Below are 25171 nucleotides of genomic sequence, written 5' to 3' on the forward strand. Positions count from 1 at the left end.
GCCGAGCAGCGACCGCCGATGACGAGGAGGCCGTCCGTGCCGATCGCCACGCCCGAGATCTACAACGAGATGCTGGACAACGCCAAGAACGGCGAGTTCGCCTACCCGGCGATCAACGTGACCAGCACGGAGACCCTGAACGCGGCGCTGCGCGGGTTCGCCGAGGCGGGTTCGGACGGCATCGTCCAGGTCTCGACCGGTGGCGCGGAGTTCCTGTCCGGGACCCGGGTCAAGGACATGGTCACCGGTTCGGTCGGCCTCGCCGAGTTCGCGCACGTCGTCGCCGACAAGTACCCGGTGAACATCGCCCTGCACACCGACCACTGCCCGAAGGACAAGCTCGACGGCTTCGTCCGGCCGCTGCTGAAGATCAGCCAGGAGCGGGTCGCCAAGGGCGAGAACCCGCTGTTCCAGTCGCACATGTGGGACGGCTCCGCGGTCGAGCTGGAGGAGAACCTCAAGATCGCCGCCGAGCTGCTCGACGAGGCGGTCAAGGCGAAGATCATCCTCGAGGTCGAGATCGGCGTCGTCGGCGGCGAGGAGGACGGCGTCGCCCACGACATCAACGACAAGCTCTACACCGCCCCCGGCGACTACGAGCGCACCGTCGAGGTGCTCGGCGCCGGCGAGAAGGGCCGCTACCTGCTCGCCGCGACCTTCGGCAACGTGCACGGCGTCTACAAGCCGGGCAACGTGAAGCTCCGCCCGGAGATCCTCAAGCAGGGCCAGGAGGTCGCCCGCGGCAAGCTGGGCTCCGGCGCCGCGGACAAGCCGTTCGATCTCGTCTTCCACGGCGGGTCCGGCTCGCTGCTGGAGGAGATCCACGAGTCGCTGACCTACGGCGTCGTCAAGATGAACGTCGACACCGACACCCAGTACGCCTTCACCCGCCCGATCGTGGCGCACATGTTCGAGAACTACGACGGCGTCCTCAAGATCGACGGCGAGGTCGGCAACAAGAAGGCCTACGACCCGCGGTCGTACCTGAAGAAGGCCGAGGTCGCGATGAGCGAGCGCGTGATCGAGGCGTGCGAGGCGCTCAAGTCCGCCGGCAAGGCCCTCTGACGTTGCGGGGACGGTCGTCGGGGCCCCGGCCCCGATGACCACCCGCGGGCCGCGCGGCGCCACAATGGCGGTATGAGTCTGCACGGCAACCTGCTCGAGCCCGAGGCCACGCGCCTGCCGGTCGACCCGGCCGCCGCCGAGCTGGACGGCGGTGCCGATCCGGCGGACGTGGCCGCCGCCAGCCCGTCGTCGAGCATCGCCTGGGCGGTGCTGGCCGAGCGGGCGCTGGACGCCGGCGAGACCGTCGCCGCCTACGCCTACGCCCGCACCGGCTACCACCGCGCCCTCGACCAGCTGCGCCGCAACGGATGGAAGGGCTTCGGCCCGGTGCCGTGGGCGCACGAGCCGAACCGCGGCTACCTGCGCGCCTGCGGGGCGCTGCTGCGCGCCGCGACCGCGATCGGCGAGACCGCCGAGGTCGAGCGGCTGCGCACGCTGATCGCCGACTCCGACCCGGCTGCGCTCGCCGCGCTCGGCATCGACTGAGCGGGCCGGTGCCGCCTGACGCGCTGGCCCGGGTGCGGGCCCGCGGGCGGCTCGGCGCGCGCCGGGTGCGGGCGTCCTGGCTGCCGATCCTGCAGTGCGCGTTCGCCGCCGGGCTCGCGCTGTGGGTGGCCGGCGACCTGGTCGGGCACGACCGGCCGTTCTTCGCGCCGATCGCCGCGGTGATCAGCCTCGGCGTCTCGCTGAACTCGCGCCTGCGCCGGGCCGCCGAGCTGGTGGTCGGCGTGAGCCTGGGCGTGCTGGTCGGCGACCTGATCATCGCCGAGATCGGCAGCGGGGTCTGGCAGCTGATGCTGGTCGTCGCGCTGGCGATCACCCTCGCCACCTTCTTCGACGGCGGCAACCTGATCGTCGCCCAGGCCGGCGCGTCCGCGGTGCTGGTGACGACGCTGCTGCCACCGGGGGACAGCAGCGGCATCGACCGCTGCGTGGACGCGCTGATCGGCGGCCTGGCCGGGATCCTGATCGCCGCGGTCATCCCGGTGAACCCGATCCGGCTGGTTCGCCGGTCCGCCCGCCGGGTGCTCGACGACCTGGTCACGGTGCTCACCGACACCGCGTCCGCGATGCGCGAGCACGACCGGGAGTGCGCGGTCCGGGCGCTGCACCGGGCCCGCGACACCCAGGCCGGGATCGACGAGCTGCGCGCCGCCGTCGGGGGTGCCGGTGAGGTCGCCATCGTGTCACCGCTGCACCGGCCACGCCGCCGGATGCTGCGCCGCTACCGGGAGCTGGCCGACCGGGCCGACTACGCGCACCGCAACGCGCGGGTGCTCGCCCGCCGCACCCTGACCGCGCTGGAGGACGGCGAGCGGATCCCGGCCGAGCTGCCCGACGCGGTCACCGAGCTGGCCGGGGCGGTCGGCGCGCTGATCCGCGAGCTCGGCCAGGACGGCGACCGGGAGCGGGCCCGGCCGGCGTTCCTCGACGCCGTCGGGCACTCCCCGGTGCTGTCCGACCGGCAGGCCGGCACCGGACCGGCGGACGGGACGGCGGCCGTCTCGGTGCCGGTGCTCGTCGCCCAGGCCCGGTCGATCGCGGTCGACCTGCTGCAGGCGACCGGGATGAGCCGGTCCGAGGCGCTGGGCGCCCTCCGTGATCGGCTGCCGGGGGACGACTTGGGCTGATCGGGGGAGTGGGGGTTCCGTCACGGTACGGTCACGGAGCAGAATCGGCGCTGCTCGGCGCCGGGGACGACTCGTCCCCCTGCACGGTGTGGTGTGGCCGCCGCCGTCGACCGCACCGATGCCGCACCGCGAGCGTCGCACAGTGATCGGGGTCCACCACGTGCAGTTGCTCATCCGCTACGTCCTCGCGCCCCTCGTCCGTCTGCTGTGGCGCCCCGCGGTGCACGGCGCCGACCGGATCCCGGCACACGGTCCGGTGATCCTCGCTGCCAACCACCGGGCCGCCGTCGACACCGCCTTCATCCCGCTGGTCGCCGCCCGCCGGGTGGCCTTCCTCGGCAAGGCCGAGTACTTCACCGGGCGCGGGCTGCGCGGCCGCCTGATGGCGTCGTTCCTGCGCGCGCTCGGCTACATCCCGGTCGACCGGGGCAACGCCCGCGCCGGGCTCGCCGCGCTCGCCGCCGGACGCGAGGTGCTGGCGGCGGGCGGCGTCTTCGGGATCTACCCGGAGGGCACCCGCTCGCTCGACGGGCGGCTGCACCGCGGGCACACCGGGGTGGCCAGCCTCGCGCTGTCGACCGGCGCCGTCGTCGTCCCGGTGGGGCTGCGCGGCACCGAGCGGGTGCAGCCGGTCGGCAGGCTGTTCCCGCGGCTGGCCCGGGTGGAGATCCGGTTCGGCGCACCGCTGGAGTTCAGCCGCTACGAGGGGCTGGAGGGCGCGCCGGCGATCCGCCGCGCGGTCACCGACGAGATCATGGACGCGATCGCCGACCTGTCCGGCCAGACCTACGTCGACTCCTACCACCGGCGTCCCGGCGAGACGCTGCCCGCCGCCGCCTGACCTCAGGCCGCCGGCAGCACCGGGTGCCACGGCTCGGTGTGCTGGTACCAGGCCCAGCGCTTGACCGGCCGCGGGTACGGCTCGCCGTCGCGGACCGGGGTGGAGCCGGTGGAGCCGATCTGGATCGCCCGTCCGGTCGTCGCCGTCACCCCGCGCCCGCCGCGGACCCGCACCCCGCCCGGCCCGGCCTCGACGACGAGCGCCGGGACCCGGCCGTGGAACACCCGGGTGGCGTCGCAGTACGCCTCGCCGTACAGGTCGCGGATCTCGCCGCGGCCGGCCAGCACCCCGCCGTTGTCGTCGCGCACCAGCGGCTCCGGCCGGGCGGTCCCGGTCCGGGCGAGCGCGGCCGCGGCGGCCGGCCGGACCGGGAACCCCCAGCCGGCCGCCGCCGCCGACCGGCCGGACACCGGCAGGTACGCCACCTCGGTGCCCAGCGCACCGGCCCGCAGCAGCCGGACCAGCACCGCGGCCAGGTCGGCGTCCTCGCCGTGCACGATCAGCCGGGCGCCGGGATGCTCGGCGAGCAGCGGATCGACCGCCTCCTTGCCGGGCCGCGGGCCGACGGTGACCGAGCGCACCGCCGGATCGGACGCGAGTGACGCCGGTACCCGTTCCCGGCGCCCGGCGGGCCGGATACCGTAGAACGGACGACGGCGGCGCTGCGGCACGCAGGCGAGCAGCACCGCTTCGGGATCGGTCGACACCACAGATCGAGTACCCTCCTCGCCGCGGAATCCGGTAACCACGCCCGGGTCCGCGGCCGTGACGAGCGTGTGTGAACTGGAGTCTCTTACATGCCCGCAATCGTGTTGATCGGCGCCCAGTGGGGCGACGAGGGCAAGGGCAAGGCGACGGACCTGCTGGGCGGGCAGTTCGGCTGGGTCGTCCGCTACCAGGGCGGCAACAACGCCGGGCACACCGTCGTCACGCCGGACGGGCGCGACTTCGCGCTCAAGCTGATCCCGTCCGGGATCCTGTCGCCGGGCGTCAAGAACGTCATCGGCAACGGCGTGGTGGTCAATCCCGAGGCGCTGATCGAGGAGAAGGCCGGGCTGGAGCGCCGCGGCGTCGACACCTCCGGCCTGCTCATCTCGGCCGACTCGCACCTGATCATGCCCTACCACGTGGCGATCGACCGGGTCACCGAGCGCTACCTGGGCAAGGCCAAGATCGGCACCACCGGCCGCGGCATCGGCCCCGCCTACCAGGACAAGGTGGCCCGGGTCGGCGTCCGCGCCGCGGACCTGCTCGACGAGAAGATCCTGCACCAGAAGGTGGAGGCCGCGCTCGAGCTGAAGAACCAGATCATGGTCAAGGTCTACAACCGGCGCGCGCTGGACTTCCACGAGGTCGTCGACACCGTGCTGGAGCAGTCCAAGGAGTTCGCCGACAAGATCGTCGACACCCGGCTGCTGCTGAACCAGGCCCTGGAGCGCGGCGAGACGCTGCTGCTGGAGGGCTCGCAGGGCACCCTGCTCGACGTCGACCACGGCACGTACCCCTTCGTGACCAGCTCGAACCCGACCGCCGGCGGCGCATCGGTCGGCTCCGGCATCGGCCCGAACAAGATCACCCGGGTGATCGGCATCCTGAAGGCCTACACCACCCGCGTCGGCTCCGGCCCGTTCCCGACCGAGCTGTTCGACGAGATGGGCGACTGGCTGCGCAAGACCGGCGGCGAGGTCGGGGTGAACACCGGCCGGGCCCGGCGCTGCGGCTGGTTCGACGCGGTGATCGGCCGGTACGCGGTGCGCGTCAACGGCATCACCGACGTGTTCCTCACCAAGCTGGACGTGCTGTCCGGGCTGGAGACGGTGCCGATCTGCGTCGGCTACGAGGTCGACGGCCACCGGGTCGACGAGATGCCGATGACCCAGACCGGCTTCCACCACGCCGTCCCGGTGTACGAGGAGATGCCCGGCTGGTTCGAGGACCTCTCCGGCGCCCGCACCTGGGAGGAGCTGCCCGCCGCGGCGCAGGCCTACGTGCAGCGGATCGAGGAGCTCACCGGTGCGCCGGTCTCCGCGATCGGGGTCGGCCCCGGGCGGGAGCAGACGATCACCCGCTGATCCGGCGTCCGGCGGCGCGGCGGCCTCCGACTTCGGTCGGAGCCTCCCGATCCGTCGGCCGATCCGGGCGTCCGGGTGGCGTTCCTGGCGTGCACGGCGCCGGTACCGGGATCCCCCGGTGCCGGTCGTCGACACGGGAGGAACGACATGGCCGGGTACGGATCGTCCCGCCTCGCCGGGGTGGCCGCCGTCGCCGCGCTGGTGCTGACCGGGTGCGCGAGCGGCGGGACGCCCGCCGCGGCGGAGCCACCGCCACCACCGGTCGGCTGGCAGGAGTGCGGGCCGGGCCTGGAGTGCGGCACCGTCGAGGTACCGCTGGAGTACACCGATCCCGGGGGTGAGCAGGTCCCGCTGGCGGTGCTCCGCCGGCCCGCGACGGACCCGGACCGGCGGGTGGGCAGCCTGCTGTTCAACCCGGGCGGGCCGGGGGTCTCCGCGACCGGGACCCTGCGGACCATGCCGGACCTGCCGGGCGCCCCGGGCGCTTTCACCCCCGAGGTGCTCGCCCGGTTCGACGTCGTCGCCGTCGATCCGCGCGGCGTCGGCGACTCCCGGCCGGTCCGCTGCCGCACCGACGCCGAGCGGGCCGGGGCCGCCGCGACCACCGCACCCGATCCGGCCGTCCCCGGCGGGCTGCCGCTGCCGGAGCTGCTCGCCACCGCGACCGCGTTCACCGGCGGCTGCGCGGAGCACCAGGACCCGGCGTTCCTGGCCTCGATGTCCACCGACAACGTGGCCCGCGACCTCGACCGGGTCCGGGCCGCGCTCGGCGAGGACCGGATCACCTACTACGGCATCTCCTACGGCACCGTCGTCGGGCCGGTCTACGCCACGATGTTCCCCGACCGGGTCCGGCAGATGGTGCTCGACGCCCCGGTCGACACCGGGCTGTGGTTCGGCGATCCGCTGCCGTTCCTGGGCGAGGTCGCCGTCGCGAGCGAGCAGACGCTGGACGCCTGGTTCGACGCCTGCCGCGCCGAGGGCCCTGCGACCTGCCCGTTCGGCGGCGGGGACCCGGAGCGGGCGTTCGACGCGCTGATCGACCGCCTCGAGGCGGCACCGCTGCCGGTCGCGGACGGCACACCGGTCGACGGCGCGAAGGCGCTCGACGCGGCCCGGTCGATCGCCGGTGAGCGGACGACCTGGCCGCTGCTGACCGCGGCCCTGCTGGCGGCGGAGCGCGGGGACGGCACCGCGCTGCACCTGATGAACGCGGCCGTGACGGTCTCGCCGTTCACCGCGCCGACCGCGGTGCAGGAGGCGCACATCGGTGTGCGCTGCGCCGACTGGCACACCCCGGCCGACGTCGTCGCGCACACCGCCGCCGCCGGTGCGGTCGTCGGGCAGGCACCGCGGATCGGGCCCCGGGCCGCGTACGCCGCCCTGGACTGCGCGCTGTGGCCGGCCCGGGACACCGAGCGGGTCACCGGCCCGTTCACCGCCGCGGGCGCGCCGCCGACCCTGGTCGTCGGCGGCCGGCTGGACCCGGTCACCCCGCACCACTGGGCCGAGTCCATGACCCGCACGCTGGACTCCGCGGTGCTGCTCACCCGGGAGGGGGTCGGCCACGGCTCCTACGGACCGGACCCGTGCGTGAACGCCGCGGTGGACGCCGCCCTGCTCGACGGCGTGCTGCCCGCCGACGGCACCGTCTGCACCCCGGCGCCCGCGACGACCGACCCGGCGGCCCTGACCGGCGCCGGCGGCTGAGCCCGCGGTCAGTCCGGCGGGGTGCCGCGCTCGCCGGACACCGGGGTCACCCCGATGGCGGCCAGCGGGGCGAGCGCGGCGAGCGCGAACCCGATGCCGTAGCCGGTCGCACCGATCAGCGCGCCGAGTGCGACCGGCACCATCGACGCGACGGCGTTCTGCCCGGTGTTCTGCACGCCCAGCGCCCGCCCCGACCAGGACGGCCCGGCGAGCTCGGCGGTGCTGGTGAAGGCCAGCCCGTTCGGCGCGACGGTGACGACCGCGCCGACCGCCAGCATGAGCACGGCGAGCCAGCCGGCGACGGCGTCGCCGAGCGCGAACAGCAGCAGCACCGCCGTCGCGCCGACGGCGATCCAGCGCATCGGCCGCAACCGGGACCCGACCCGGTCCGACCAGATCCCGGTCGCGATCCGGCCGAGCGCCCCCGCCACCTGGCTCGCGGCGACGAACGCGCCGGCCGCGGCCGCCCCCCAGCCCTGCTCGCGGACCAGGTACTCGGTGGCGAACGCGGCGACCGCGAACTGCGGCACGACCAGCAGCGCGCTCGCGCCGTGCACCCGCCACAGCACCGGGGTGCGGTACGGCGAGCGGGCCGCTGCGGACCCGGGCGCGAGCTGCGGCCGCGGCGGGTTCGGGGCGAGGCCCGCGACCAGCGCGGCCGCGACCACGCACAGCGCGGCGGGCAGCAGCAGCGCCCGGAACGGCCCGACGGCGACGGCGAGGGTGGGCAGGGTCAGCCCGGCCAGCGCGACGCCGAGCGGCTGCGAGGTCTGCCGGATCCCCATCGCGGTGCCCCGCTCGTGGGCGCCGAACCAGCCCATCACCAGCCGGCCGCCCGCGGCGAACACCGAGGCGGCGCCCGCCCCGCCGAGCCCGAGCAGGACGAGCAGCACCGGCCCGGGCCCGGCCGGTGCCGCCCCGGCGACCGCGACCGCGCACAGCACCAGCCCGGTAGCCATCACGCCGCGCTCGCCGTACCGGTCGGCGATCGCCCCCCACAGCACCAGCGTGCACAGCAGGCCGGCCGTCGGCGCCGCCACGTAGGCGCCGGCCTGCGCCAGCGTCAGCCCGGCGGAGTCGCGCAGCAGCGGCACCAGGAACGGCATCCCGTAGACGAACGAGCAGGCCGCGGTCTGCGCGACCGTCCCGACCGCCAGCACCAGCCAGCGGCGACGGCTGCGGGTCACGTCGGGGGGCACCCGTCCACGCTAGGTGCCGTCCCACCTGGTGGCGAATCGTTCCCGGATGCCGGGAACGATCAGGAGGCGCACTCCCCGGTGTCGACCGGCCGCGAGCCGCCGTCGGCCGCGACGTTCAGCGCCTGCGCGACCTGCTCGGCGGTCAGCACGAAGCCGGTCTCGGAGTCGTCCAGCGCGGCGCCGAACACCACGCCCACCACCTGGCCGTCCGGGTTGATCATCGGGCCGCCGGAGTTGCCGGACCGGACCACCGCGCGGACGGTGTAGACGTCGCGGAGCACGCTGCCCCGCTCGTAGATGTCCGGGCCGCGCAGCCGGATCCGCTCGCGGACCTTGCCCGGCGTCACCGTGTAGGGCCCGTCCAGCGGGTAGCCGAGGATGATCACGTCGTCGCCGACCCTGGCCGGGTCCGGGGTGAACCGGAGCGGCTCCTCGTCGAGCGCCGGGACGGCGAGCACCGCCACGTCGACCTCGGGGTCGTAGTGGATCACCTCGGCGTCCAGCTGGCGGGTCCGGCCGGCCGCGGTGGTGACCTCGACGGTGGTGCTGGACGTGCCGGCGACGACGTGCGCGTTCGTCATGATCCGCTGCGGCGCGACAACGAAGCCGGTGCCCTCCAGCGCCCGGCGGCAGGCCGGTGCCCGCCCGCGGACCTTGAGCACCCGGTCCCGGACCTCGGTCACCACCGGGGACTGCGCGAGCGCCGAGTCCGGCGGGCCGACCACGGCGATCGGGGTGCGCGAGAACGGGCTGACGACGTCCGGGAAGCCGGAGTCGTCGAGGATCTGGCGCAGCTCGGCGGGCAGCTGCCGGGCGGCACTGGGCATCACGCTGTCCACCCCGGCTAGCACCCGCGAGTCGCGGACGCCGCTGGTCAGGGTGGCGATGCTGGTCGAGGCGAGCGGCAGCGCGATCAGCCAGGCGGCGACCACCACGGCCACCGCCTGCACCCCGGCGCCGAGCGCCGAGTCGACCTTGAGGGTGCCCTCGCGCCGGATCCGGTCCCGGACGAAGCGCCCCAGGTAGACCCCGGTCGCCTCGCCGAGCGCGACGAGCAGCACCACCGCGCCGATCCCGAGCAGCACCTTCGCCGGCTGGGACTCGACCTGGTCGGCCAGCAGGGGGGCCAGGCGCAGGCCGAGCACCGCCCCCGTCAGCACGCCCAGGAAGGACAGCAGCGCGACCGCGACCCCGTGCCGCCAGCCCGATGCCGCCGCCAGCAGCGCCAGGATGACGACCACGACGTCGACCCAGCTCAGGCTCACCGGCCCACCTCGTCGGGACGGTCGGCGGGGTCGATCACAGGTACTCCTCGCGGGTGTCGCTGCTCCGCCCGGGCGGCAGCCCAGGCCTCGTCGAGGTTCTCGATCCGCGTGCCGTCCCAGGGGCGTTCCCAGCCGGAACAGTGCAGCAGTGCGGACAATAGGCCCCCGGTGAATCCCCAGATCACCAGCCCCGAGATGCGGAAGGCCGGCCCGGTGTAGCCGCTCGGGCCGCGCACGGTGAACCGGTTCGCCGGATCGGCGAGCTCCGGCACCGGCACCCGCACCACCCGGGCCACCTCGCCGGGATCGACCGCGCGGACCGGCTCCGGTGCGGCCCAGTGCGCGAGCACGGGGGTCACCAGGTAGCCGGTCGGCGGGATGAACAGCTCGGGCAGCACGGCCAGCGGCACGACGCCTGCCGGGTCGAGCCCGGTCTCCTCCTGCGCCTCGCGCAGCGCGGCGTGCACCGGGCCGGTGTCGCCGGGATCGAGCGCGCCGCCGGGAAACGCGACCTGCCCGGCGTGCGAGCGCAGGGTCGCCGCACGTTCGGTGAGCAGCACGTCCGGGCCGTCCGGCCCGAACAGCATCAGCACCGCCGCGCGCCGGGCGCCGGCCTCCCGGCCGGCCGGGTCGCGCCGGGGGCCGAACCAGCCCGGGTCGAGCCCGAGGGCCCCCTCCACCAGCGGTCGCAGCGGTTCGGGGGCGGCGCCGGGATCCGGCTCGGGGACGACGGCGGCGGTCACGACAGCCGTTCCACGGCCGCCTCGACGTCGTCCGCCGTCCGGAACGGGATCGGCGGATCGACCATCGCCGGCGTGCCGTCGGCCCGGACGACGTAGTTGAACGGGAGCACCGGCGGGGTGTCCAGCACCGCGCGCAGCTCGCCGCCCGGGTCGGTCAGCGCCGGGAGGGTGATCCCGAGCTCGGCGGCCAGGCCGAGCGCGGCCACCGGATCGTCCTGGACGTCGACGGTCAGCACCGGCAGCGCGTCCGGCCGGGCCGCGTACTCCTCCAGGGCCGGCAGCTCCTCGCGGCACGGCAGGCACCAGGACGCCCAGAAGTTGACCAGCACGGCCCGCCCGGCGAGCACCTGGCCGACGTCGACCGCGCCTTCGGCGCCCAGGCACGGCACGGTGATCCCGGCCAGCGGCCCGGCCGCGGGCGCGCCGGTCGGCTCCGGGCAGGGGCGCAGCGCCGCGACCTCCCGGGCGGCGGCGAGCGCGGCCGGATCGGCGGCGGCCGGATCGCCGTCGGGCAGGTTCGCGGGCGCGGCGGCCCCCGGTGGCGCGGCCGCGGGCAGCGGCGCGGGCGCCGACGGCCACAGGGCCCACACGCCGAGCGCGACCAGCACCGCGACCACGACGGTCGAGGCGATCTCCGAGCGCGAGGCGCCTGCCCGGCTCACCGCCCGTCCCCGCTGCCGGTGACTCCCGCCAGCTCCAGCAGCCGGTCCCGCTCCGGGCCCTTGACCAGCGCCGCGGCCTCGGCCGGCCCGGTCGGCCCGGTGCCGTAGGCCGGGCAGTCCGCCGCGAGGGTGCACACACCGCAGGCGGGTTTGCGGGAGTGGCACACCCGCCGGCCGTGGAAGATCACCCGGTGGGACACGATCGTCCAGTCCCGGCGCGGGATCAGCTCACCCACCGCGTGCTCGACCTTGACCGGGTCCTCCTCGGTGGTCCAGCCCCAGCGGCGGACCAGGCGCCCGAAGTGGGTGTCCACGGTGATCCCGGGGACGCCGAACGCGTTGCCCAGGATCACGTTCGCCGTCTTGCGGCCGATCCCTGGCAGCTTCACCAGCTCGTCCAGGGTGGCCGGGAGCTCGCCGCCGTGCCGGTCGACGACCGCGGCGCCCAGCCCGGTCAGCGAGGACGCCTTGTTCCGGTAGAAGCCGGTCGGCCGGATCATCTCCTCCAGCTCGGTGCGGTCCGCCCCGGCGTAGTCGGCGGCCGCCGGGTACCGGGCGAACAGCGCCGGGGTGACCTGGTTGACCCGCTCGTCGGTGCACTGGGCGGACAGGATCGTGGCGACGGCCAGGTCCAGCGGTGTCACGAAGTCGAGCTCGCAGTGCGCGTGCGGGTACGCCTCGGCCAGCGCGCGCACGATCCGGTTCACCCGCCGGGCCCGCCCGATCGGGTTCTCCCCGGCCGCGACCCGTGCGGCGAGACCGGCCGCGGCGCGCCCGGTGGGCCGGGCCGTCCGTCGGGCGGAGGTACTCACGTCACCGAGCGTACGGGTGACCCCCGACAGTCCCGCCGCCGTGTCGCGGCGACGGCCCGCCGCCCCGGTCGGTCCGGTCGGCGCAGCCGCGGGCGGCGAACGGTCTCCGATCCCCGCCGAACGTCCGTCAGGCGGGCCGGAGGTCACGAACGTGTCACGAAGCGGGCGGACCGGCTACCCCCGGAGCGTCGGCGAGCGAACCAGTACGAGAGGATCGGAGGCGCCATGACTGCCTGGTTGAGCGTCCTCGTCCCGCTGCTCGTGATGTTCTTCGCGCTCGGGATGGAACGAGTCGAGTCCCGCCTGCGGGAGTCCACGGTGCGGCAGGACGAGCTGGACGAGATGCTCGAACAGCCGCGTCCGGACGAGGTGCGGGCCCTGTTCCGGTCCGGCACCAGCCGCGCCCTGGAGCTGTTCCGGCTGCGCAACCGCCGCCGGCGGGGGACTCGCCGCAGCCAGGTTCCGTCGGCGTGACAAGATCGTAACGGGGGCCGCGGCGCGCCCTGTACACGCAACAGGCCCGATCGGATGAGAGTCCGATCGGGTCAGTGGTGCGCACGTGTGTGGCGAAGGCCTCTACACTGACGCGCCGACGACCCGCCGTGACGATCGCGGCCGGTGAACGAGGAGCATTGCAGTGGATGAGGTTCTGATCCGGGCCGGGATCTTCCAGGGGGTTGAGCCCCAGGCCGCCGAGGCGTTGACCGAGGCGCTGGAGTCCGCCGAGTTCTCCCGTGGGCAGGTCATCTTCTCCGAGGGTGAGCCCGGTGACCGCCTCTACATCGTGGCCGGCGGGAAGGTGAAGCTCGGCCGCAAGTCCCCGGACGGCAGGGAGAACCTGCTGATGGTGGCCGGGCCGTCCGACATGTTCGGCGAGCTCTCCATCTTCGACCCGGGCCCGCGCACGTCGTCGGCGACGGCGGTGACCGAGGTGCGTTGCTACACGATGGACCGCACCGCGCTGCGCGAGTGGATCGGCAAGCGGCCGGAGATCGCCGAGCAGCTGCTGCGCGTGCTGGCCCGCCGGCTGCGCCGCACCAACAACATGCTGGCCGACCTGATCTTCACCGACGTGCCCGGCCGGGTCGCCAAGTCGCTGCTGCAGCTCGCCCGCCAGTTCGGGTCGCAGGAGTCCGGCCTGCTCCGGGTGACCCACGACCTCACCCAGGAGGAGATCGCGCAGCTGGTCGGTGCCTCCCGGGAGACCGTGAACAAGGCGCTCGCCGACTTCGCGCACCGCGGCTGGCTGCGGCTGGAGGGCAAGAGCGTGCTGATCCTGGAGCCGGAGCGGCTCGCGCGCCGCGCGCGGTAACACGTTGGTACGCCTGTCCCAGTCCATGTGATGCTGGGCGGCGTGCCTGCCTCCCCCTCCGACTACCGGGCCGCACTGGGTGCGCCCGGTGCGGCCGCGCCGGTGTGCGCCTCGCTGATCGGCCGCTTCCCGATCGCGATGCACAGCCTCGCGACCCTGCTCTACGTCCGCGAGATCGAGGGTTCCTACGCGATCGCCGGTGCGGTGTCGGCCGTGCTGCTGGTCGGGACGGCGGTCGGCACCGTCGTCCAGGGACGCCTGCTGGACCGGCTCGGCCCGAGCCGCCCGCTGCTGCTGATCGTCGCGGCCTACGCGGTCGCCGTCGCCGGGCTCGTCACCTGCATCGAGCTGCGCGCCGCGCTGCCGGTGGTGCTGCTCGCCGGGCTGGTGACCGGCTCCGTCACCCCGGCGATCGAGGGCTCGTCGCGGGCGCTGTGGTCGGACCTGGTGCCGGCCGGCCGGACCCGCGAGGCGGCCTACACCTACGAGGCGATCAGCCTCGAGACCTTCTTCATCCTCGGGCCCGCACTCGCCGCGCTGCTCGCCGTCGGCACCCCGTGGCCGGGCACCGCGCTGCTGGTCGCCGCGCTGGCCGAGATCACCGGGACGACCTGGTTCGCGCTGACCCGTGCGGTGCGGCGGCGCTCGGCCCGGATCCGCGCCTCCCGGACCTCCGGCACGCCGGCCGGCGACACCGGGCTGCTCGGCGTGATCCGCAGGCCCGGCCTGCGCACGGTCGCGCTGGCGGCGCTCGGCTTCGGTCTGGTCGCCGGGACGGCGGAGGTCGGCGTGCTGGCGGCGACCGCCTCCGCCGGCTCGCCCGCGATGGGCGGGATCCTGCTGTCCGCCTGGTCGTTGGTCTCGGTGCTGGCCGGCGTCCTCTACGGACTGCGCCCCCGGCCGCGGTCGCTCGGGCTGCGGCTGCCGGTGCTGCTCGGTGGCTTCGGCCTGCTGGTGACGGCGATGGGGCTGGTCTCCCCGATCGGCTCGCTGGTGCTGCTGGCCGTGGTCATGATGGCGGCCGGGGCGCTGATCACGCCGCAGGTCACCGCCCACTCGCTGGGGGTCGAGCACACGGCGCCCGCCGACTCGGCGACCGAGGCGTTCAACTGGGTGGTGACGGCGGCGGTGCTCGGGGTGTCCGCCGGCCAGGCCGTGTCCGGTGTCCTGATCGACAGGTTCGGGCCGGTCGGCTTCGCCGCGGGCGGGATGCTGGGGACGCTGGTCGCGGTGCTGCTGTGGACCCGCCGGGCGACGATGGCCCCGACCGTGGAGTGCGAGCCCGCCGGGAGCGCCCGGTGAGCGGCGCGGGCGCGCTCCGCCGGCTGCGCGAGGTGGTGGCCGCCGATCTGGCCGGCGCCGACGTCGCGCACGACGTCGGTCACCTGGACCGGGTCGCCGGGCTCGCGGCCCGGCTGGCGGTCCGCGAGGGTCTCGACGGGTTCGTCGCCGCCGTCGCCGCCTACGTGCACGACCACCACCGCGCCGCCGAGGCCCGGCTCGGCCGGGTCGTCGCACCCGCCGAGTGCCGGGACGACGCCCGTGCCGCGCTGCGCCGCGCCGCGATCGACGAGTCGCTGTGGGAGCCGGTGCTCGACGCGGTCGAGGCCACCGGCCGCTACACGTTCTCCGCCGCGTCGCAGCCGTCCGGTCCCGGGCCAGCCGCCGCCGCGATCGCGGCCTGCCTGCACGACGCCGACATGCTCGACGCCATGGGCGCCACCGGGATCGCCCGCGCCTTCGCCTACGGCGGCGCCATCGGCGAGCCGCTGTGGGATCCGGCCGCGCCGCCGTCGTCGGAGGGCTACCGGCCCGGGCCCACCGGCTCGGTCGTCGCGCACTTCCACGAGAAGCTGCTGCGGCTGCGCGGCGAGCTGCGGACCGCGGCCGGGCGGGAGATGGGCGAGCGCAGGCACGCCGCGCTGGAGGAGTTCCTGCGCCGCTTCCGGGACGAGTGGGTGGACGCGCACGGCGACGACGCGACGGCGCCGCCCGCCCCGTGAAGCTCAGCCGCGCAGGTGGTCCAGCTGGGCGCGGACGGACATCTCGGCGGCGTCCCACAGCGAGGTGTCGACGTCGGCGTAGACCAGTTCGACGACGGCCCGCGGCGCCGCGTCCGGGCCGAGCTCGTCCAGCGCGGCGCGGACCTGGTCCAGCCGCTGCTCGCGGTGCGCCAGGTAGTCGTTCGCGATCCGGGCGGCGTCCGGCAGCTCCGGGCCGTGCCCGGGCAGCACCGGCGTGCCGGCCGGCAGCTCGGCGATCCGGCGCAGCGAGTCCAGGTACGGGCCGAGCGCGCCGTCCGGGTGCGCGATGACGGTGGTGCCGCGGCCGAGCACGGTGTCCCCGGCGAGCAGCGCCGCACCGTCCGCACCCGGCCCGGTGAGCAGCAGCGACACCGAGTCCGAGGTGTGGCCCGGCGTCGCCAGCACGGTCAGCTCGACGCCCGCGGCCGCGATCACGGTGCCGTCGGTGAGCGGTGCGGTGCCCGACACCAGCGACGGATCGGCGGCGTACACCGGCGCGCCGGTGAGCGCGACGAACCGGTCGATGCCACCGGCGTGGTCGTGATGGCGGTGGGTCAGCACGGCCGCGGCGACCGGGGCGCCGTCGGCCAGCGCCTCCAGGTGGGTGCCGTCGTCCTCGCCGGGGTCGACGACGATCCGCTCCCCCGAGTCGGGGACCGACACCACCCAGGTGTTGGTGCCCTCCAGCGTCATCGGCCCGGGATTGTGCTGCAGCAGCACCGAGGCCAGCGGGTGCACCGCACGCAGGGCGCCGTAGTGCGGGTGGCTCATCTCGGTCCCACTCATCCCCGCTCGCTCATCCGGTCGTCTCCTCGTAGCGCCAGTCCGGGTCCCCGGGCAGCGTGATCACCGCGACCCGCCCCTCGCGCCGGATCTCCGGGGTCACCGGGGAGATGTCGCGACGGGCGGCGGCGTGCAGCACCGCGGCGGCGCTGGTGTGCCGGGCCAGGTCCTGCAGTGTGTGCAGGGTCGGCGCCATCAGTGAGAGCTCGCCGGCGGCGTGCCCGGCGAGCGCCTCGGTGGGCGACCACCAGCGGGCCTCCACCGCCTCGGTGGTCGCGTCGTCGGCGTCCTGGCCGTCGGGGACCCGGGCGACCAGGAACGCGGTGTCGTAGCGGCGCGGGTTCACCGCCGGGGTGATCCACCGGGACCAGGGCACGAGCAGATCGGCGCGCAGCTCCATGTCGTGCCGGTCGAGCAGGGCGGGCAGCGTGACGTGGCGCCCCTCCAGGTCCGCGCGCCAGGCGGCGGCGTCGGCGACCGGGCCCGGGGCCGCACCGCGCCGGGACGCGAGCAGCACCCCGCACTCCTCGAAGGTCTCGCGGACCGCGGCCGTCACCAGCGCGGCGGCGAGCGGCTCGGGCTGGCCGAGCCGGGAGCCGAACCGGGCCGGTTCCGGTCCGCGCCAGCGCGCCGGGTCCGGCACGTCGTCGGGTGACACGCTGCCGCCGGGGAACACCGTCATCCCGCCGGCGAACGCCATCCCGGTGACCCGCCGCTGCAGGAACACCTGCAGCTCACAGCGCTCCGGGGAGTCCCGCACGAGCAGCACGGTGGCGGCGGGTCTCGGCTCGACCGGCTGCGGCCGGGCCGGGTTCGGAGCTGCGGTGCCCATGTCCGGGACCCTAGGTCATCGTCGCGGCGGCCGGGCCGTGAGAATGCCCGCATGCGGATCGGACTGGTCGGTGCCGGGCCCTGGGCCCGTTCGGTGCACGCGCCGGCGATCGCCGGCCACCCGCGCTGGACGGCGGCCGGGGTGTGGGCCCGCCGTCCGGCGATGGCGGCCGAGGTCGCGGCGATCAGCGGCGGTCCGGTCCATGACCGGTTCGACGACCTGCTCGACGCCGTCGACGCCGTCGCGTTCGCGGTCCCGCCGCAGGTGCAGGGCGAGCTGGCGGCGCGGGCCGCGGCCGCCGGGAAGCACGTCGTGCTGGAGAAGCCGCTGGCCGCGGACCTGGCCGCCGCCGAGCGCGCCGCCGCCGCGATCGACGACGCCGGGGTGTGCTCGGCGACCGTCCTGACGCTGCGCTTCGACCCGGCGATCCGGTCCTGGCTGGACGCCGTGCCGGCCGGCCCGCACGGCCCGGACAGCACCGGCACCGCGCGCTGGCTGTCCGGGGCGCTGCTCGGTGGCCCGTTCGCGACGTCGGCCTGGCGGGCCGAGTACGGTGCGCCGCTCGACGTCGGCCCGCACCTGATCGACCTGCTGGACGCCGCGCTCGGCCCGGTGACCGGCGTCGACCAGGCCCGCCGCGACGAGCCGGACCTGTGGCGGATCGGGCTCGCGCACGCCGGCGGGGCGCGCAGCTCGCTCACCCTGTCGCTGCGGATCCCGGTCGACCCCACCGAGTTCGAGGTGTCGGTGGTCGGCGCGGCCGGCCGGCACCGGCTGGACACCCGCCCGGCCGACCCGGTGGCCTGCTACGCCCGGCTTCTCGACGATTTCGCCGACGCGGTCGCGGCGGGCGACCCGCGGCTCCCGGTGGACGCCCGCCGGGCCCTGCACCTGCAACGCATCGTCGACGAGGTGCGGCGGACGGCCGGGCAGTAACCGGGCCGGATCAGGCCGGGTCGGTGCGGGCGGTCCCGTTCCGCGGGGTCGGTTCGCCGCCGGTCTCCCGGGCCGCGAGCTCCTCGTGCAGGCGCTGCAGCAGATCCTGCTCGGTCGGGCTGAGCCGGTCGGCGAGGCTGCCCGCCGGCTGCGGCCGGGGCTGCGGCGACGGTCGCGGGATCCCGTTGCGGTCGGCGGGCGCCGCCGCCGCTTCCGTACCGCCGGTACCGCCGGTACTGCCGGTACTGCCCGGGCCGCCCGGGTCGTCGGCGACGAGCATGTGCCGGGGGCGGCGGGCCCGGCCACCCGACGGGCCGGGCGAGGGCGGCGTGGGCGCACGCACGACGGGGATGCCGGGCGCCGGGGTCGGGTCGTCGGTTCCTGGCCCGTCCGGGGTCCCGGCACCGTCCGGGGGCGCGGAGACCGTGCCGGTGTCGCCGGTCCAGGCCCCGGAGGCCCAGTCGCGCAGCCAGGCGTCCTCCTCCGCTGGCGGGCCCGGCGGCGTCCCGGTCGGGACGGCCCGCAACGGGTCGGCGTCGGCCCGGTCGGGTCCGCCGGCCGGGGCGTCCGGGGCCCGGCCCGCGGGATAGGGCGAGGGGCCGCGGGCCGCGTGCCCGTTGCCGGCGTGGTCCGGGATGGTTCCGAGCTCGGAGAAGGTCGGCTCCCGGTGGTCGATCACGCTGCCGGTCGCGATCCAGGCGTCGGAGCGCGCGGGGGCGTCGTCCGGCCCGCCGGTGCCGCCGACGGCGGACAGGCCGGCCTCCGGGGTGGCAGGTTCGGTGGAGTGGGGATCAGCGCCGGGTGCGGCCGGGTTCGCCGCGCCGGAGGTGGCGCCGGGCTCCGTGCCGGGGGGTGCCGTGTGCCCGGCATCGGCTGCGGCCCCGAACTCCCCGCCGGGGGCGCCCGCGGTGTCCGCGCCGAACGGCGACTCGGTGCCCTCGCCGGGCCTGCCGCCGCTGCGATCGGTGCGGCCGGCGCCGGTGACGCGCGGTCGTCCGTCCGGATCGGTGGACTCGAACCAGTCCCCGGCGGCGGACCCGCGCAGCGCGCGGATCGGGGGTGAGGGTCGCGGCGCGGGATGGGCGGCGGCGGCCAGTGTGTCCAGGTCGGTCACCGGAACGTCCGGGCCGGGCAGCCCCGCGTCGAAGGTCCCGGCGCCGGGTGCCGGGCCCGCACCGGTGCTCGAGGGCAGGTCACCCGGCGTGTGCTCGTCGGCCACTGGATCGGCCGGCGCGGCCGGGGGGACCGCCCCGCCGGTCGGTGCGGACGGCGCCGGTGCCGGGGACCGGCCGCCGGATGCGAGCTGCTCGGACGTCGCGGACGGCCCGGATCGTGCGGGGGGCGTCGGCGACGGCGCGGGCGGTTCGGTCCGCTCCGGCGGGCCGGGGATGTCCGACCGGGCGGGCAGTTCCGGCGGGCCGCGGAGGTCCGATCGGGTCGCCAGCTCCGGCGGGCCGGGGAGCTCCGATCGGGCGGGTAGCTCCGGGAGATCCGGCAGGGCCGTGAGGTCCGGCCGGCCCGTGTGGCCGGGCAGGGTCGAGAGCTCCGGCCGGACCTGGCGGTCCGCCGGGTCGGAGAGGCCCGGCCGGGTCGAGGCGTCCGGCCGGTCCGGCGAACCGAACAGGTCCGACCGGGTCGTGCTCTGCGGCCGGCCCGGGAGATCGGATCGGTCCGACGGGTTCGCCCTGCCGGGGACACCCGGGACGCCCGGCCGGTCCGCCGTGTCCGGCCGGTCCGGTGAACCGGACAGGTCCGATCGCGTCGTGCTGTGCGGTGGGCCCGGGAGTTCGGATCGGTCGGACGGGTTCGCCGCGCCGGGGAGGTCCGGGACGCCCGGCCGGTCCGCCGTGTCGGGCCGGTCCAGTGTGTTCGCTCGGTCTGCTGTGTCGGGCCGGTTCGCCGTGTCGGGCCGGTTCGCCGGGCCCGAACGGCCGGGTGTCTCCGGCCGGTCCGCCGGCTCGGACGGGATCGACCGCTCGGACGGCTGCGCCGGGTCCTGGCTCTCCGCCGGGGCCGGTGGCGCGAACCGCTCGGCGGGCGTGCGGGACGCGAAGCGTCCGGACCGTCCGGACACCGCGCGCCACTCGGATCGGGAGGGCTCGAACGGTCCGGTGAACCCGGTGGACCCGGCGGACCCGGACGAACCGGTGCGACCGGAGGCCCCGGAGGCCCCGGCGGCCCCGAACTCCTCGGCGGTCCCGGTCGGATCGCCTGCTCCGGCCGCTCCGGTCGGATCGCCTGCTCCGGGGCCCCCGAATGCCTCGGCAGCCCCGGGAGCCCCGAAGGCCTCGGCGACCCCGGGAGCCCCGAATGCCTCGGTGGCCCCGGACGAATCGGCACTCCCGGAGACGCCGGCACCACCGGCCGGAGCGGACGGCTCGGCCGGAGCGGCCGGCCCGGTGGACGCGCCCGGCCCGGCGGACCCGGAGGGCGCGAACGGCTCACCCGCTGCGGAACGCGCGGACGACCCGCCCGTGGACCCGTAGCGCCCGGGACGGGGCACCGGCCGGTCCTCGGCGGACCCGGGATCGGGCCGGTCGCTCCCGGCGCGGGCGTCCGGGCCGCCGTCGTCCGGTGTGCCGGGAGCGGCCGCGGCGAACCGCGAGCGCGGTTCCCACCCGTCGCCGCCCGGCCGCTCGTCGCGGGGAGGCCCGCCGGACCCGCCGATGCCGAGCGGATCGTGCTCCCGGTCGTCGTGCGCAGGAACCGGCCCGGCACCGACCGGCAGCGGCACGCCGGCGGCCCGGGCGGCACGGTGGTAGGCGGTGTCCTCGTCGTCGTCGCCGAGCACCTCGACCGACACGGCCAGCCCGGCCCGGCGCAGGGCGGTCTGCGCCTGGTAGGTCAGCACCTCGGCGGAGCCGCCGCCCCCGGTGCGGGCCAGCAGCAGCGGGTGCGGCAGCGGGCCCGGTGCGGAACCGGCCGGGGTGGTCCGCCAGGCCAGCCGCCAGCCACCGTCCGGGGCGGGGACGCCGGCGAGCGCGACGGCGACGGCCTCGGCGTCCGTGACGGCCCCGGCGCCGGTCCCGGTGAAGCGGTGCGGCAGCTCGGCGACGGAGGCCGGATCCCCGCGGGGCAGGCAGCGGTCGGCGTCCGGCTGGACCCGGCGGGCCGCGGCCTCCGCGATCAGGTCGAGCCGCACCGACGGCGGCAGCACGACACGACCGGCGACCAGCTCGGCCACCAGCAGTTCCAGCGCGTGGCCCTCCTCACCGACGGCGACGAGCTCCCGCCCGGTGGCGAGCAGGTCGTCGTCCACCCGGCCGGCCAGCTCCAGCAACAGCCGGTACGTGGGGTCGGACATGGGGCCTCCTTGTCAGCCGGTGGGCACCGGCGACCTGCTCCACAGCGAGACGGCGGCGGCGCACGCCGCCCGGTGGTAGGCGGTCGGTGGATCGTCGTCGACCCACACCTCCACCCGTGGCACGTGCTCGCCGTGCACCCGCAGCAGGCGCTGCAGGGTGGCGGTCAGCTCGACCGGCCGCTCCGCGCCGCGGACCAGCAGGAGCCGCGCGCCGTCGTCCCGGGCGGCGATGAGCAGCTCGCCGCCGTCCGCCGAGGACACGACCGACATGGCCGACCACACGGCGAGATCCGCCGCCCCCGGCCCGAACGCCGGAGGGGGCCCGGCCGAGCCGGGCAGGACCGCGTCGACCAGGCGCCGTGACGGCGAACCCGGGACGACGACCTCGGCGAGCAGCGCCCGTTCGTCGTCGGTGATCCCGATCCGGTGCCGCAGCAGGGTCCGCGGCAGGGTCGCGCTCAGCGCGTTCGAGTCGCCGCCGGCGAGCCAGTTCCGCATCCGCCACAGCAGCTCGTCCGGAACCCGGCCGGCCAGCTGCAGCAGCAGCTCGTGCCCGGCCGTCGTCGTGCGCTCCGCTGTGCCCATGTGCTCGTCCCGCCGGTTCCGCTCAGCCGACCTCGACGGTCAGCTCGACCTCGACCGGCACGTCCAGCGGGAGGACGGCCACCCCGACCGCCGAGCGGGCGTGTGCCCCGGCCTCGCCGAACACCTCGCCCAGCAGGTCCGACGCGCCGTTGATCACACCGGGCTGCCCGGTGAAGGACGGATCGGACGCCACGAACCCGACGACCTTGACCACGCCGGTGACGGCGTCCAGGCCGACCAGGCCGTCGATCGCGGCCAGCGCGTTCAGCGTGCAGATCCGGGCCAGGCCGTACGCGTCCTCGGCGGTCACACCGGCGCCGACCTTGCCGGTCGCGGCGACCTTGCCGTCGACGAACGGGACCTGTCCGGCCGTGAACACCAGGTTCCCGGTGCGCCGGGCCGGGATGTAGGCGCCGGCCGGCGTCGCGACCTGGGGCAGGGACAGGCCCAGCTCCTGCAGGCGGGCGAGTGCGCTCACTGCTGGACCGGGCGCTTGAAGAACGCGACGAGCTGCTCGGCGTTCGCACCGGCGGTGACGGTGACCAGCTCCCAACCGTCCTGCCCGAAGTTGTCCAGGATCGCCTTGGTGTTGTGGATCAGCAGCGGGGCGGTCAGGTATTCCCATTTCACAGCCGGGGAGCTCATGGCCGGACTCTAACCCGGGCGTCGGGGGGCGGGCCGCACTCCCGCGGCGGATGGCGGTCTGACTGCGACGGGCGTCCGTGTGGGCCCCGCCTCGTCGACGCGCCGCCCGCGGGCGGTCTCCGTACGGTGAACGTGTGACGACGACCGTCCACCCCGGCCGAGGGGACGACAGCGGAGACAGCGCGACCGGCACCGGACCACCCGGGGCCTGGCCCGCCGGTCTCGCGCGGGCGCGGCTGCACGTCGTGTCCGGCAAGGGCGGCACCGGGAAGACCACGGTGGCCGCGGCGCTCGCGCTGGCGCTGGCCACCGGCGGCAGGCGGGTGCTGCTCGTCGAGGTGGAGAATCGGCAGGGCATCGCGCAGGTGTTCGACACCGCGCCGCTGCCCTACGAGGAGCGGCGGATCGCGGTCGCGCCCGGCGGCGGCGAGGTCCGCGCGCTCGCCGTCGACACCGAGGCCGCGCTGCTGGAGTACTTCGAGATGTTCTACCGGCTCGGCATGGCCGGCCGGACGCTGCGCCGGATGGGCGCGATCGAGTTCGCCACCACCCTGGCCCCCGGCCTGCGCGACGTGCTGCTCACCGGCAAGGCCAAGGAGTGCGTCACCCGCACCGAGGCCGACGGCAGGCCCGCCTACGACGCCGTCGTGCTCGACGCCCCGCCCACCGGCCGGCTGGTCACCTTCCTCGACGTCACCAAGGCGATGGCCGACCTGGCGAAGGTCGGCCCGATCCACGGCCAGGCCGAGGGCGTCAACCAGCTGATCCACTCGCCGCTGACCGCGGTGCACCTGGTCACGCTGCTCTCCGACCTGCCGGTCAGCGAGACCCTCGACGCCGTCGCCGAGCTGGACCGGGCCGAGATCCCGGTCGGCACCGTCGTCGTCAACCGGATGCGTGAGCAGTGGCTGCCGGACCGGTCGCTGACCGCGGCCGCCGGCGGCCGGGTCGACGCCGGCCGGATCGCGGGCGGCCTGCAGAGCGCCGGGATCGAGCTGGCGCCGGACGAGATCGACGGCCTGGTCGCCGAGACAGTGGAGCACGCCGTCGCCGTCGCCGGGGAGACCGCCGCGCTGCGCCGGCTGGACACCGAACCCGATCCGCCGCTGCCCCGCCTGACGCTGCCCGCCGTGCTCGGCGGCGTCGACCTGGGGGCGCTCTACGAGCTGGCGGAGTCGATGACCGCGCAGGGTGTGCACCTGGAGGCCCGGCGATGAACGAGGCGGACGTCCTGGACGTCGACGCGCTGATCGACGACCCGGGGACCAGGGTGGTCGTCTGCTGCGGCTCCGGCGGGGTCGGCAAGACGACCACCTCGGCGGCGCTCGCGCTGCGGGCCGCCGAACGGGGCCGTCAGGTCGTCGTGCTGACGATCGACCCGGCGCGCCGGCTGGCCCAGGCACTCGGCCTGTCCGAGCTGTCCAACGACCCGGCGCCGGTCGCCAGGGCCCGCGGCGACCTGGCGGCGATGATGCTGGACATGCGCCGCACCTTCGACGAGATGGTGCAGGGCCACGCGCCGCCCGAGCGCGCCGAGAAGATCATCGAGAACCCGTTCTACCAGGTCATCTCCTCGTCGTTCTCCGGGACGCAGGAGTACATGGCGATGGAGAAGCTGGGCCAGCTCGTCGCCGCCGGGACCTGGGACCTGGTCGTCGTCGACACCCCGCCGTCCCGGTCGGCGCTGGACTTCCTGGACGCCCCGCAGCGGATGTCCCGGTTCCTCGACGGCCGGATGATCAAGCTCCTGGCGGCGCCGGCCCGGGCCGGCGGGCGGGGGCTGCGCCGGATCGTGGAGGCCGGGTTCGGGCTGTTCGCGAAGGCCGTCGGGACGATCATCGGCGGCCAGATGCTGCAGGACGCGTCGTCCTTCGTGCAGGCCTTCGACACCCTGTTCGGCGGGTTCGCCGAGCGGGCCGAGAAGACCTACGCGCTGCTGCGCTCGCCGGGGACCGCGTTCCTCGTCGTCGCCGCGCCGGAACCGGACGCGCTGCGCGAGGCCGCGTACTTCACCGACCGGCTGACCTCGGAGGACATGCCGCTGGCCGGGCTGGTGCTGAACCGGACGCATCCGGTGCTGGCCCCGGTCTCGGCGGCCCGGGCCCGGGCGGCGGCCGAGCAGGTCGGCGGGCCCGGATCGCAGATCGCGGCGGCCGTGCTGCGCCTGCACGCCGACCGGGTGGACCTGCACGAGCGCGAGCAGCACCTGCTCACCCGGTTCTCCGCGGCGCATCCGTCGGTGGCGGTGGCGCGGGTGCCGGCGCTGGCCGGGGACATCGCCGACCTGGACGGGCTGCGGAAGGTCGGGGCGCTGCTGGCCGGGGACGCCGAGCCGGGGGCCGTCGCTACCGGGAGCTGAGCCGCGAGACGGCACTTCACAACGGACTGCACCGCGGGTGTTGTAGTTCAGAAGGTCGCTAAGAGCACACAGCGGACGTGGAGAGCGCATCGTGCTGCGGCGCCTGGGTGCACTTCGGCCCGACGACCGTCTGACGCAGGCCGGCGCACTGTTGTTCTGCGCCGCGGACCGCACCCACCTCTCGGTGTCCGTCATCGAGGTCGAGGGCCGCGACGTCCTGCTCAGTCCGTCCGACCTCAGTGGGTGGAGTGTTCTCGAGCAGCTCGCCTGGGCGGAGGACCGTCTCGAGGCCGTGAACACGGAGATCACGCTGAGATCCGGTTTCGCCCGCCCTGGTGTCCGGCGGCTGCCTCCGGACGCGGTGCGTGAAGCGGTGGTCAACGGGCTGGCC

The 25171-nt window shown here is 75.9% G+C and carries 25 protein-coding genes; 13 read left to right on the plus strand and 12 right to left on the minus strand.

The genetic code is table 11. The features are described from left to right. Nucleotides 1-36 precede the first annotated feature (36 nt). From fbaA to ACVJO7_RS25465, 4 genes are all read left to right on the plus strand, one after another. Nucleotides 37-1065, plus strand: a complete 1029-nt coding sequence (gene fbaA / locus ACVJO7_RS25450; protein ID WP_344021733.1) for a class II fructose-bisphosphate aldolase — start codon at nucleotides 37-39, stop codon at nucleotides 1063-1065. 72 nt (nucleotides 1066-1137) lie between these two features. Beyond that, nucleotides 1138-1551, plus strand: coding sequence for a DUF3151 domain-containing protein (locus tag ACVJO7_RS25455; RefSeq protein WP_344021731.1), 414 nt, complete (start codon nucleotides 1138-1140; stop codon nucleotides 1549-1551). 8 nt (nucleotides 1552-1559) lie between these two features. Beyond that, complete coding sequence (locus ACVJO7_RS25460; RefSeq protein WP_344021728.1) at nucleotides 1560-2696, plus strand: FUSC family protein; 1137 nt, start codon at nucleotides 1560-1562, stop codon at nucleotides 2694-2696. Nucleotides 2697-2814: 118 nt separating this feature from the next. Next, nucleotides 2815-3537 carry a lysophospholipid acyltransferase family protein gene (locus tag ACVJO7_RS25465; protein ID WP_491674975.1) on the plus strand — a complete coding sequence of 241 codons (723 nt, stop codon included), beginning with the start codon at nucleotides 2815-2817 and terminating at the stop codon, nucleotides 3535-3537. Nucleotides 3538-3539: 2 nt separating this feature from the next. Here the strand turns inward: ACVJO7_RS25465 and ACVJO7_RS25470 are convergent, their stop codons facing one another. Further along, a complete protein-coding gene (locus ACVJO7_RS25470; protein ID WP_344021724.1) occupies nucleotides 3540-4244 on the minus strand; it encodes a hypothetical protein in 705 nt (234 codons plus the stop codon). 90 nt (nucleotides 4245-4334) lie between these two features. Between ACVJO7_RS25470 and ACVJO7_RS25475 the strand changes: the two genes are divergently transcribed. Further along, entirely contained in the window at nucleotides 4335-5609 is a 1275-nt protein-coding gene (locus ACVJO7_RS25475; protein WP_491674976.1) for an adenylosuccinate synthase, read from the plus strand. A 147-nt stretch (nucleotides 5610-5756) separates the two neighbouring features. Further along, the gene (locus ACVJO7_RS25480) at nucleotides 5757-7319 is read left to right on the plus strand and encodes an alpha/beta hydrolase (protein WP_491674977.1); all 1563 of its coding nucleotides are present in this window, start codon (nucleotides 5757-5759) and stop codon (nucleotides 7317-7319) included. Between the two features lie 8 nt (nucleotides 7320-7327). On the opposite strand, the gene ACVJO7_RS25485 is transcribed toward ACVJO7_RS25480, so the two are convergent. Genes ACVJO7_RS25485 through nth form a run of 5 tightly spaced genes read right to left on the minus strand, consistent with a single transcriptional unit; the run spans nucleotide 7328 to nucleotide 12000 of the window. Beyond that, on the minus strand, nucleotides 7328-8518 hold the full coding sequence (locus ACVJO7_RS25485) for an MFS transporter (RefSeq protein WP_344021718.1): 1191 nt from the start codon (nucleotides 8516-8518) through the stop codon (nucleotides 7328-7330). 59 nt (nucleotides 8519-8577) lie between these two features. Next, complete coding sequence (locus ACVJO7_RS25490) at nucleotides 8578-9777, minus strand: MarP family serine protease (RefSeq protein WP_344021787.1); 1200 nt, start codon at nucleotides 9775-9777, stop codon at nucleotides 8578-8580. A 2-nt stretch (nucleotides 9778-9779) separates the two neighbouring features. Continuing rightward, entirely contained in the window at nucleotides 9780-10526 is a 747-nt protein-coding gene (locus ACVJO7_RS25495) for an NUDIX hydrolase (RefSeq protein ID WP_344021716.1), read from the minus strand. After that, the gene (locus ACVJO7_RS25500; protein ID WP_491674978.1) at nucleotides 10523-11188 is read right to left on the minus strand and encodes a TlpA family protein disulfide reductase; all 666 of its coding nucleotides are present in this window, start codon (nucleotides 11186-11188) and stop codon (nucleotides 10523-10525) included. The genes ACVJO7_RS25495 and ACVJO7_RS25500 overlap by 4 nt, the downstream gene beginning before the upstream one ends. Continuing rightward, on the minus strand, nucleotides 11185-12000 hold the full coding sequence (nth, locus tag ACVJO7_RS25505; RefSeq protein ID WP_491674979.1) for an endonuclease III: 816 nt from the start codon (nucleotides 11998-12000) through the stop codon (nucleotides 11185-11187). Before nth ends, ACVJO7_RS25500 begins: the two co-directional genes overlap by 4 nt. Before the next feature lie 225 nt (nucleotides 12001-12225). Here nth and ACVJO7_RS25510 point away from each other — a divergent pair, with 225 nt between their 5' ends. From ACVJO7_RS25510 to ACVJO7_RS25525, 4 genes are all read left to right on the plus strand, one after another. Then, on the plus strand, nucleotides 12226-12474 hold the full coding sequence (locus ACVJO7_RS25510) for a hypothetical protein (protein ID WP_344021712.1): 249 nt from the start codon (nucleotides 12226-12228) through the stop codon (nucleotides 12472-12474). Between the two features lie 163 nt (nucleotides 12475-12637). Next, complete coding sequence (locus ACVJO7_RS25515) at nucleotides 12638-13312, plus strand: Crp/Fnr family transcriptional regulator (protein WP_344021710.1); 675 nt, start codon at nucleotides 12638-12640, stop codon at nucleotides 13310-13312. Between the two features lie 42 nt (nucleotides 13313-13354). Next, nucleotides 13355-14614, plus strand: a complete 1260-nt coding sequence (locus tag ACVJO7_RS25520) for an MFS transporter (RefSeq protein ID WP_491674980.1) — start codon at nucleotides 13355-13357, stop codon at nucleotides 14612-14614. After that, nucleotides 14611-15315: an HD domain-containing protein gene (locus ACVJO7_RS25525; protein ID WP_491674981.1), complete on the plus strand. Its 705-nt coding sequence runs from the start codon at nucleotides 14611-14613 to the stop codon at nucleotides 15313-15315. Before ACVJO7_RS25520 ends, ACVJO7_RS25525 begins: the two co-directional genes overlap by 4 nt. 3 nt (nucleotides 15316-15318) lie before the next feature. Here the strand turns inward: ACVJO7_RS25525 and ACVJO7_RS25530 are convergent, their stop codons facing one another. Both ACVJO7_RS25530 and ACVJO7_RS25535 read right to left on the minus strand, forming a co-directional pair. Further along, complete coding sequence (locus ACVJO7_RS25530; RefSeq protein ID WP_344021783.1) at nucleotides 15319-16107, minus strand: MBL fold metallo-hydrolase; 789 nt, start codon at nucleotides 16105-16107, stop codon at nucleotides 15319-15321. A gap of 25 nt (nucleotides 16108-16132) precedes the next feature. Next, a complete protein-coding gene (locus ACVJO7_RS25535) occupies nucleotides 16133-16951 on the minus strand; it encodes an NUDIX hydrolase (protein WP_491674982.1) in 819 nt (272 codons plus the stop codon). 51 nt (nucleotides 16952-17002) lie between these two features. Here ACVJO7_RS25535 and ACVJO7_RS25540 point away from each other — a divergent pair, with 51 nt between their 5' ends. After that, nucleotides 17003-17887, plus strand: coding sequence for a Gfo/Idh/MocA family protein (locus ACVJO7_RS25540; protein WP_491674983.1), 885 nt, complete (start codon nucleotides 17003-17005; stop codon nucleotides 17885-17887). Nucleotides 17888-17897: 10 nt separating this feature from the next. Here ACVJO7_RS25540 and ACVJO7_RS25545 read toward each other — a convergent pair whose 3' ends face one another. The 4 genes from ACVJO7_RS25545 to sp36 are packed head-to-tail and all read right to left on the minus strand — an operon-like array spanning nucleotide 17898 to nucleotide 22421. After that, nucleotides 17898-21191 (minus strand): hypothetical protein, encoded by a 3294-nt coding sequence (locus ACVJO7_RS25545; protein ID WP_491674984.1) that lies wholly within the window; start codon nucleotides 21189-21191, stop codon nucleotides 17898-17900. Nucleotides 21192-21203: 12 nt separating this feature from the next. After that, nucleotides 21204-21776 (minus strand): hypothetical protein, encoded by a 573-nt coding sequence (locus ACVJO7_RS25550; RefSeq protein WP_491674985.1) that lies wholly within the window; start codon nucleotides 21774-21776, stop codon nucleotides 21204-21206. Nucleotides 21777-21798: 22 nt separating this feature from the next. Next, nucleotides 21799-22254, minus strand: coding sequence for a RidA family protein (locus tag ACVJO7_RS25555; protein ID WP_491674986.1), 456 nt, complete (start codon nucleotides 22252-22254; stop codon nucleotides 21799-21801). Further along, a complete protein-coding gene (gene sp36, locus ACVJO7_RS25560; protein WP_085914543.1) occupies nucleotides 22251-22421 on the minus strand; it encodes a Sp36 family protein in 171 nt (56 codons plus the stop codon). The genes ACVJO7_RS25555 and sp36 overlap by 4 nt, the downstream gene beginning before the upstream one ends. A gap of 236 nt (nucleotides 22422-22657) precedes the next feature. On the opposite strand from sp36, the gene bagA reads away from it, so the two are divergent. Both bagA and bagB read left to right on the plus strand, forming a co-directional pair. Beyond that, a complete protein-coding gene (gene bagA, locus ACVJO7_RS25565) occupies nucleotides 22658-23638 on the plus strand; it encodes an ATPase BagA (protein ID WP_344021781.1) in 981 nt (326 codons plus the stop codon). Next, nucleotides 23635-24780: an ATPase BagB gene (gene bagB / locus ACVJO7_RS25570; protein WP_491674987.1), complete on the plus strand. Its 1146-nt coding sequence runs from the start codon at nucleotides 23635-23637 to the stop codon at nucleotides 24778-24780. The genes bagA and bagB overlap by 4 nt, the downstream gene beginning before the upstream one ends. The last annotated feature ends 391 nt before the right edge of the window (nucleotides 24781-25171 follow it).

The sequence above is a fragment of the Pseudonocardia sp. DxW genome (genome assembly GCF_058448985.1).

Bases quoted from the DNA above. Each gene is read 5' to 3' on its own strand.
- ACVJO7_RS25530 (WP_344021783.1), bottom strand. From the start codon at position 16,107: ATGAGCCACCCGCACTACGGCGCCCTGCGTGCGGTGCACCCGCTGGCC.
- ACVJO7_RS25465 (WP_491674975.1), top strand. From the start codon at position 2,815: ATGCCGCACCGCGAGCGTCGCACAGTGATCGGGGTCCACCACGTGCAG.
- ACVJO7_RS25545 (WP_491674984.1), bottom strand. From the start codon at position 21,191: ATGTCCGACCCCACGTACCGGCTGTTGCTGGAGCTGGCCGGCCGGGTG.
- ACVJO7_RS25455 (WP_344021731.1), top strand. From the start codon at position 1,138: ATGAGTCTGCACGGCAACCTGCTCGAGCCCGAGGCCACGCGCCTGCCG.
- ACVJO7_RS25550 (WP_491674985.1), bottom strand. From the start codon at position 21,776: ATGGGCACAGCGGAGCGCACGACGACGGCCGGGCACGAGCTGCTGCTG.
- ACVJO7_RS25480 (WP_491674977.1), top strand. From the start codon at position 5,757: ATGGCCGGGTACGGATCGTCCCGCCTCGCCGGGGTGGCCGCCGTCGCC.
- bagB (WP_491674987.1), top strand. From the start codon at position 23,635: ATGAACGAGGCGGACGTCCTGGACGTCGACGCGCTGATCGACGACCCG.
- ACVJO7_RS25510 (WP_344021712.1), top strand. From the start codon at position 12,226: ATGACTGCCTGGTTGAGCGTCCTCGTCCCGCTGCTCGTGATGTTCTTC.
- ACVJO7_RS25475 (WP_491674976.1), top strand. From the start codon at position 4,335: ATGCCCGCAATCGTGTTGATCGGCGCCCAGTGGGGCGACGAGGGCAAG.
- ACVJO7_RS25540 (WP_491674983.1), top strand. From the start codon at position 17,003: ATGCGGATCGGACTGGTCGGTGCCGGGCCCTGGGCCCGTTCGGTGCAC.
- sp36 (WP_085914543.1), bottom strand. From the start codon at position 22,421: ATGAGCTCCCCGGCTGTGAAATGGGAATACCTGACCGCCCCGCTGCTG.
- ACVJO7_RS25535 (WP_491674982.1), bottom strand. From the start codon at position 16,951: ATGGGCACCGCAGCTCCGAACCCGGCCCGGCCGCAGCCGGTCGAGCCG.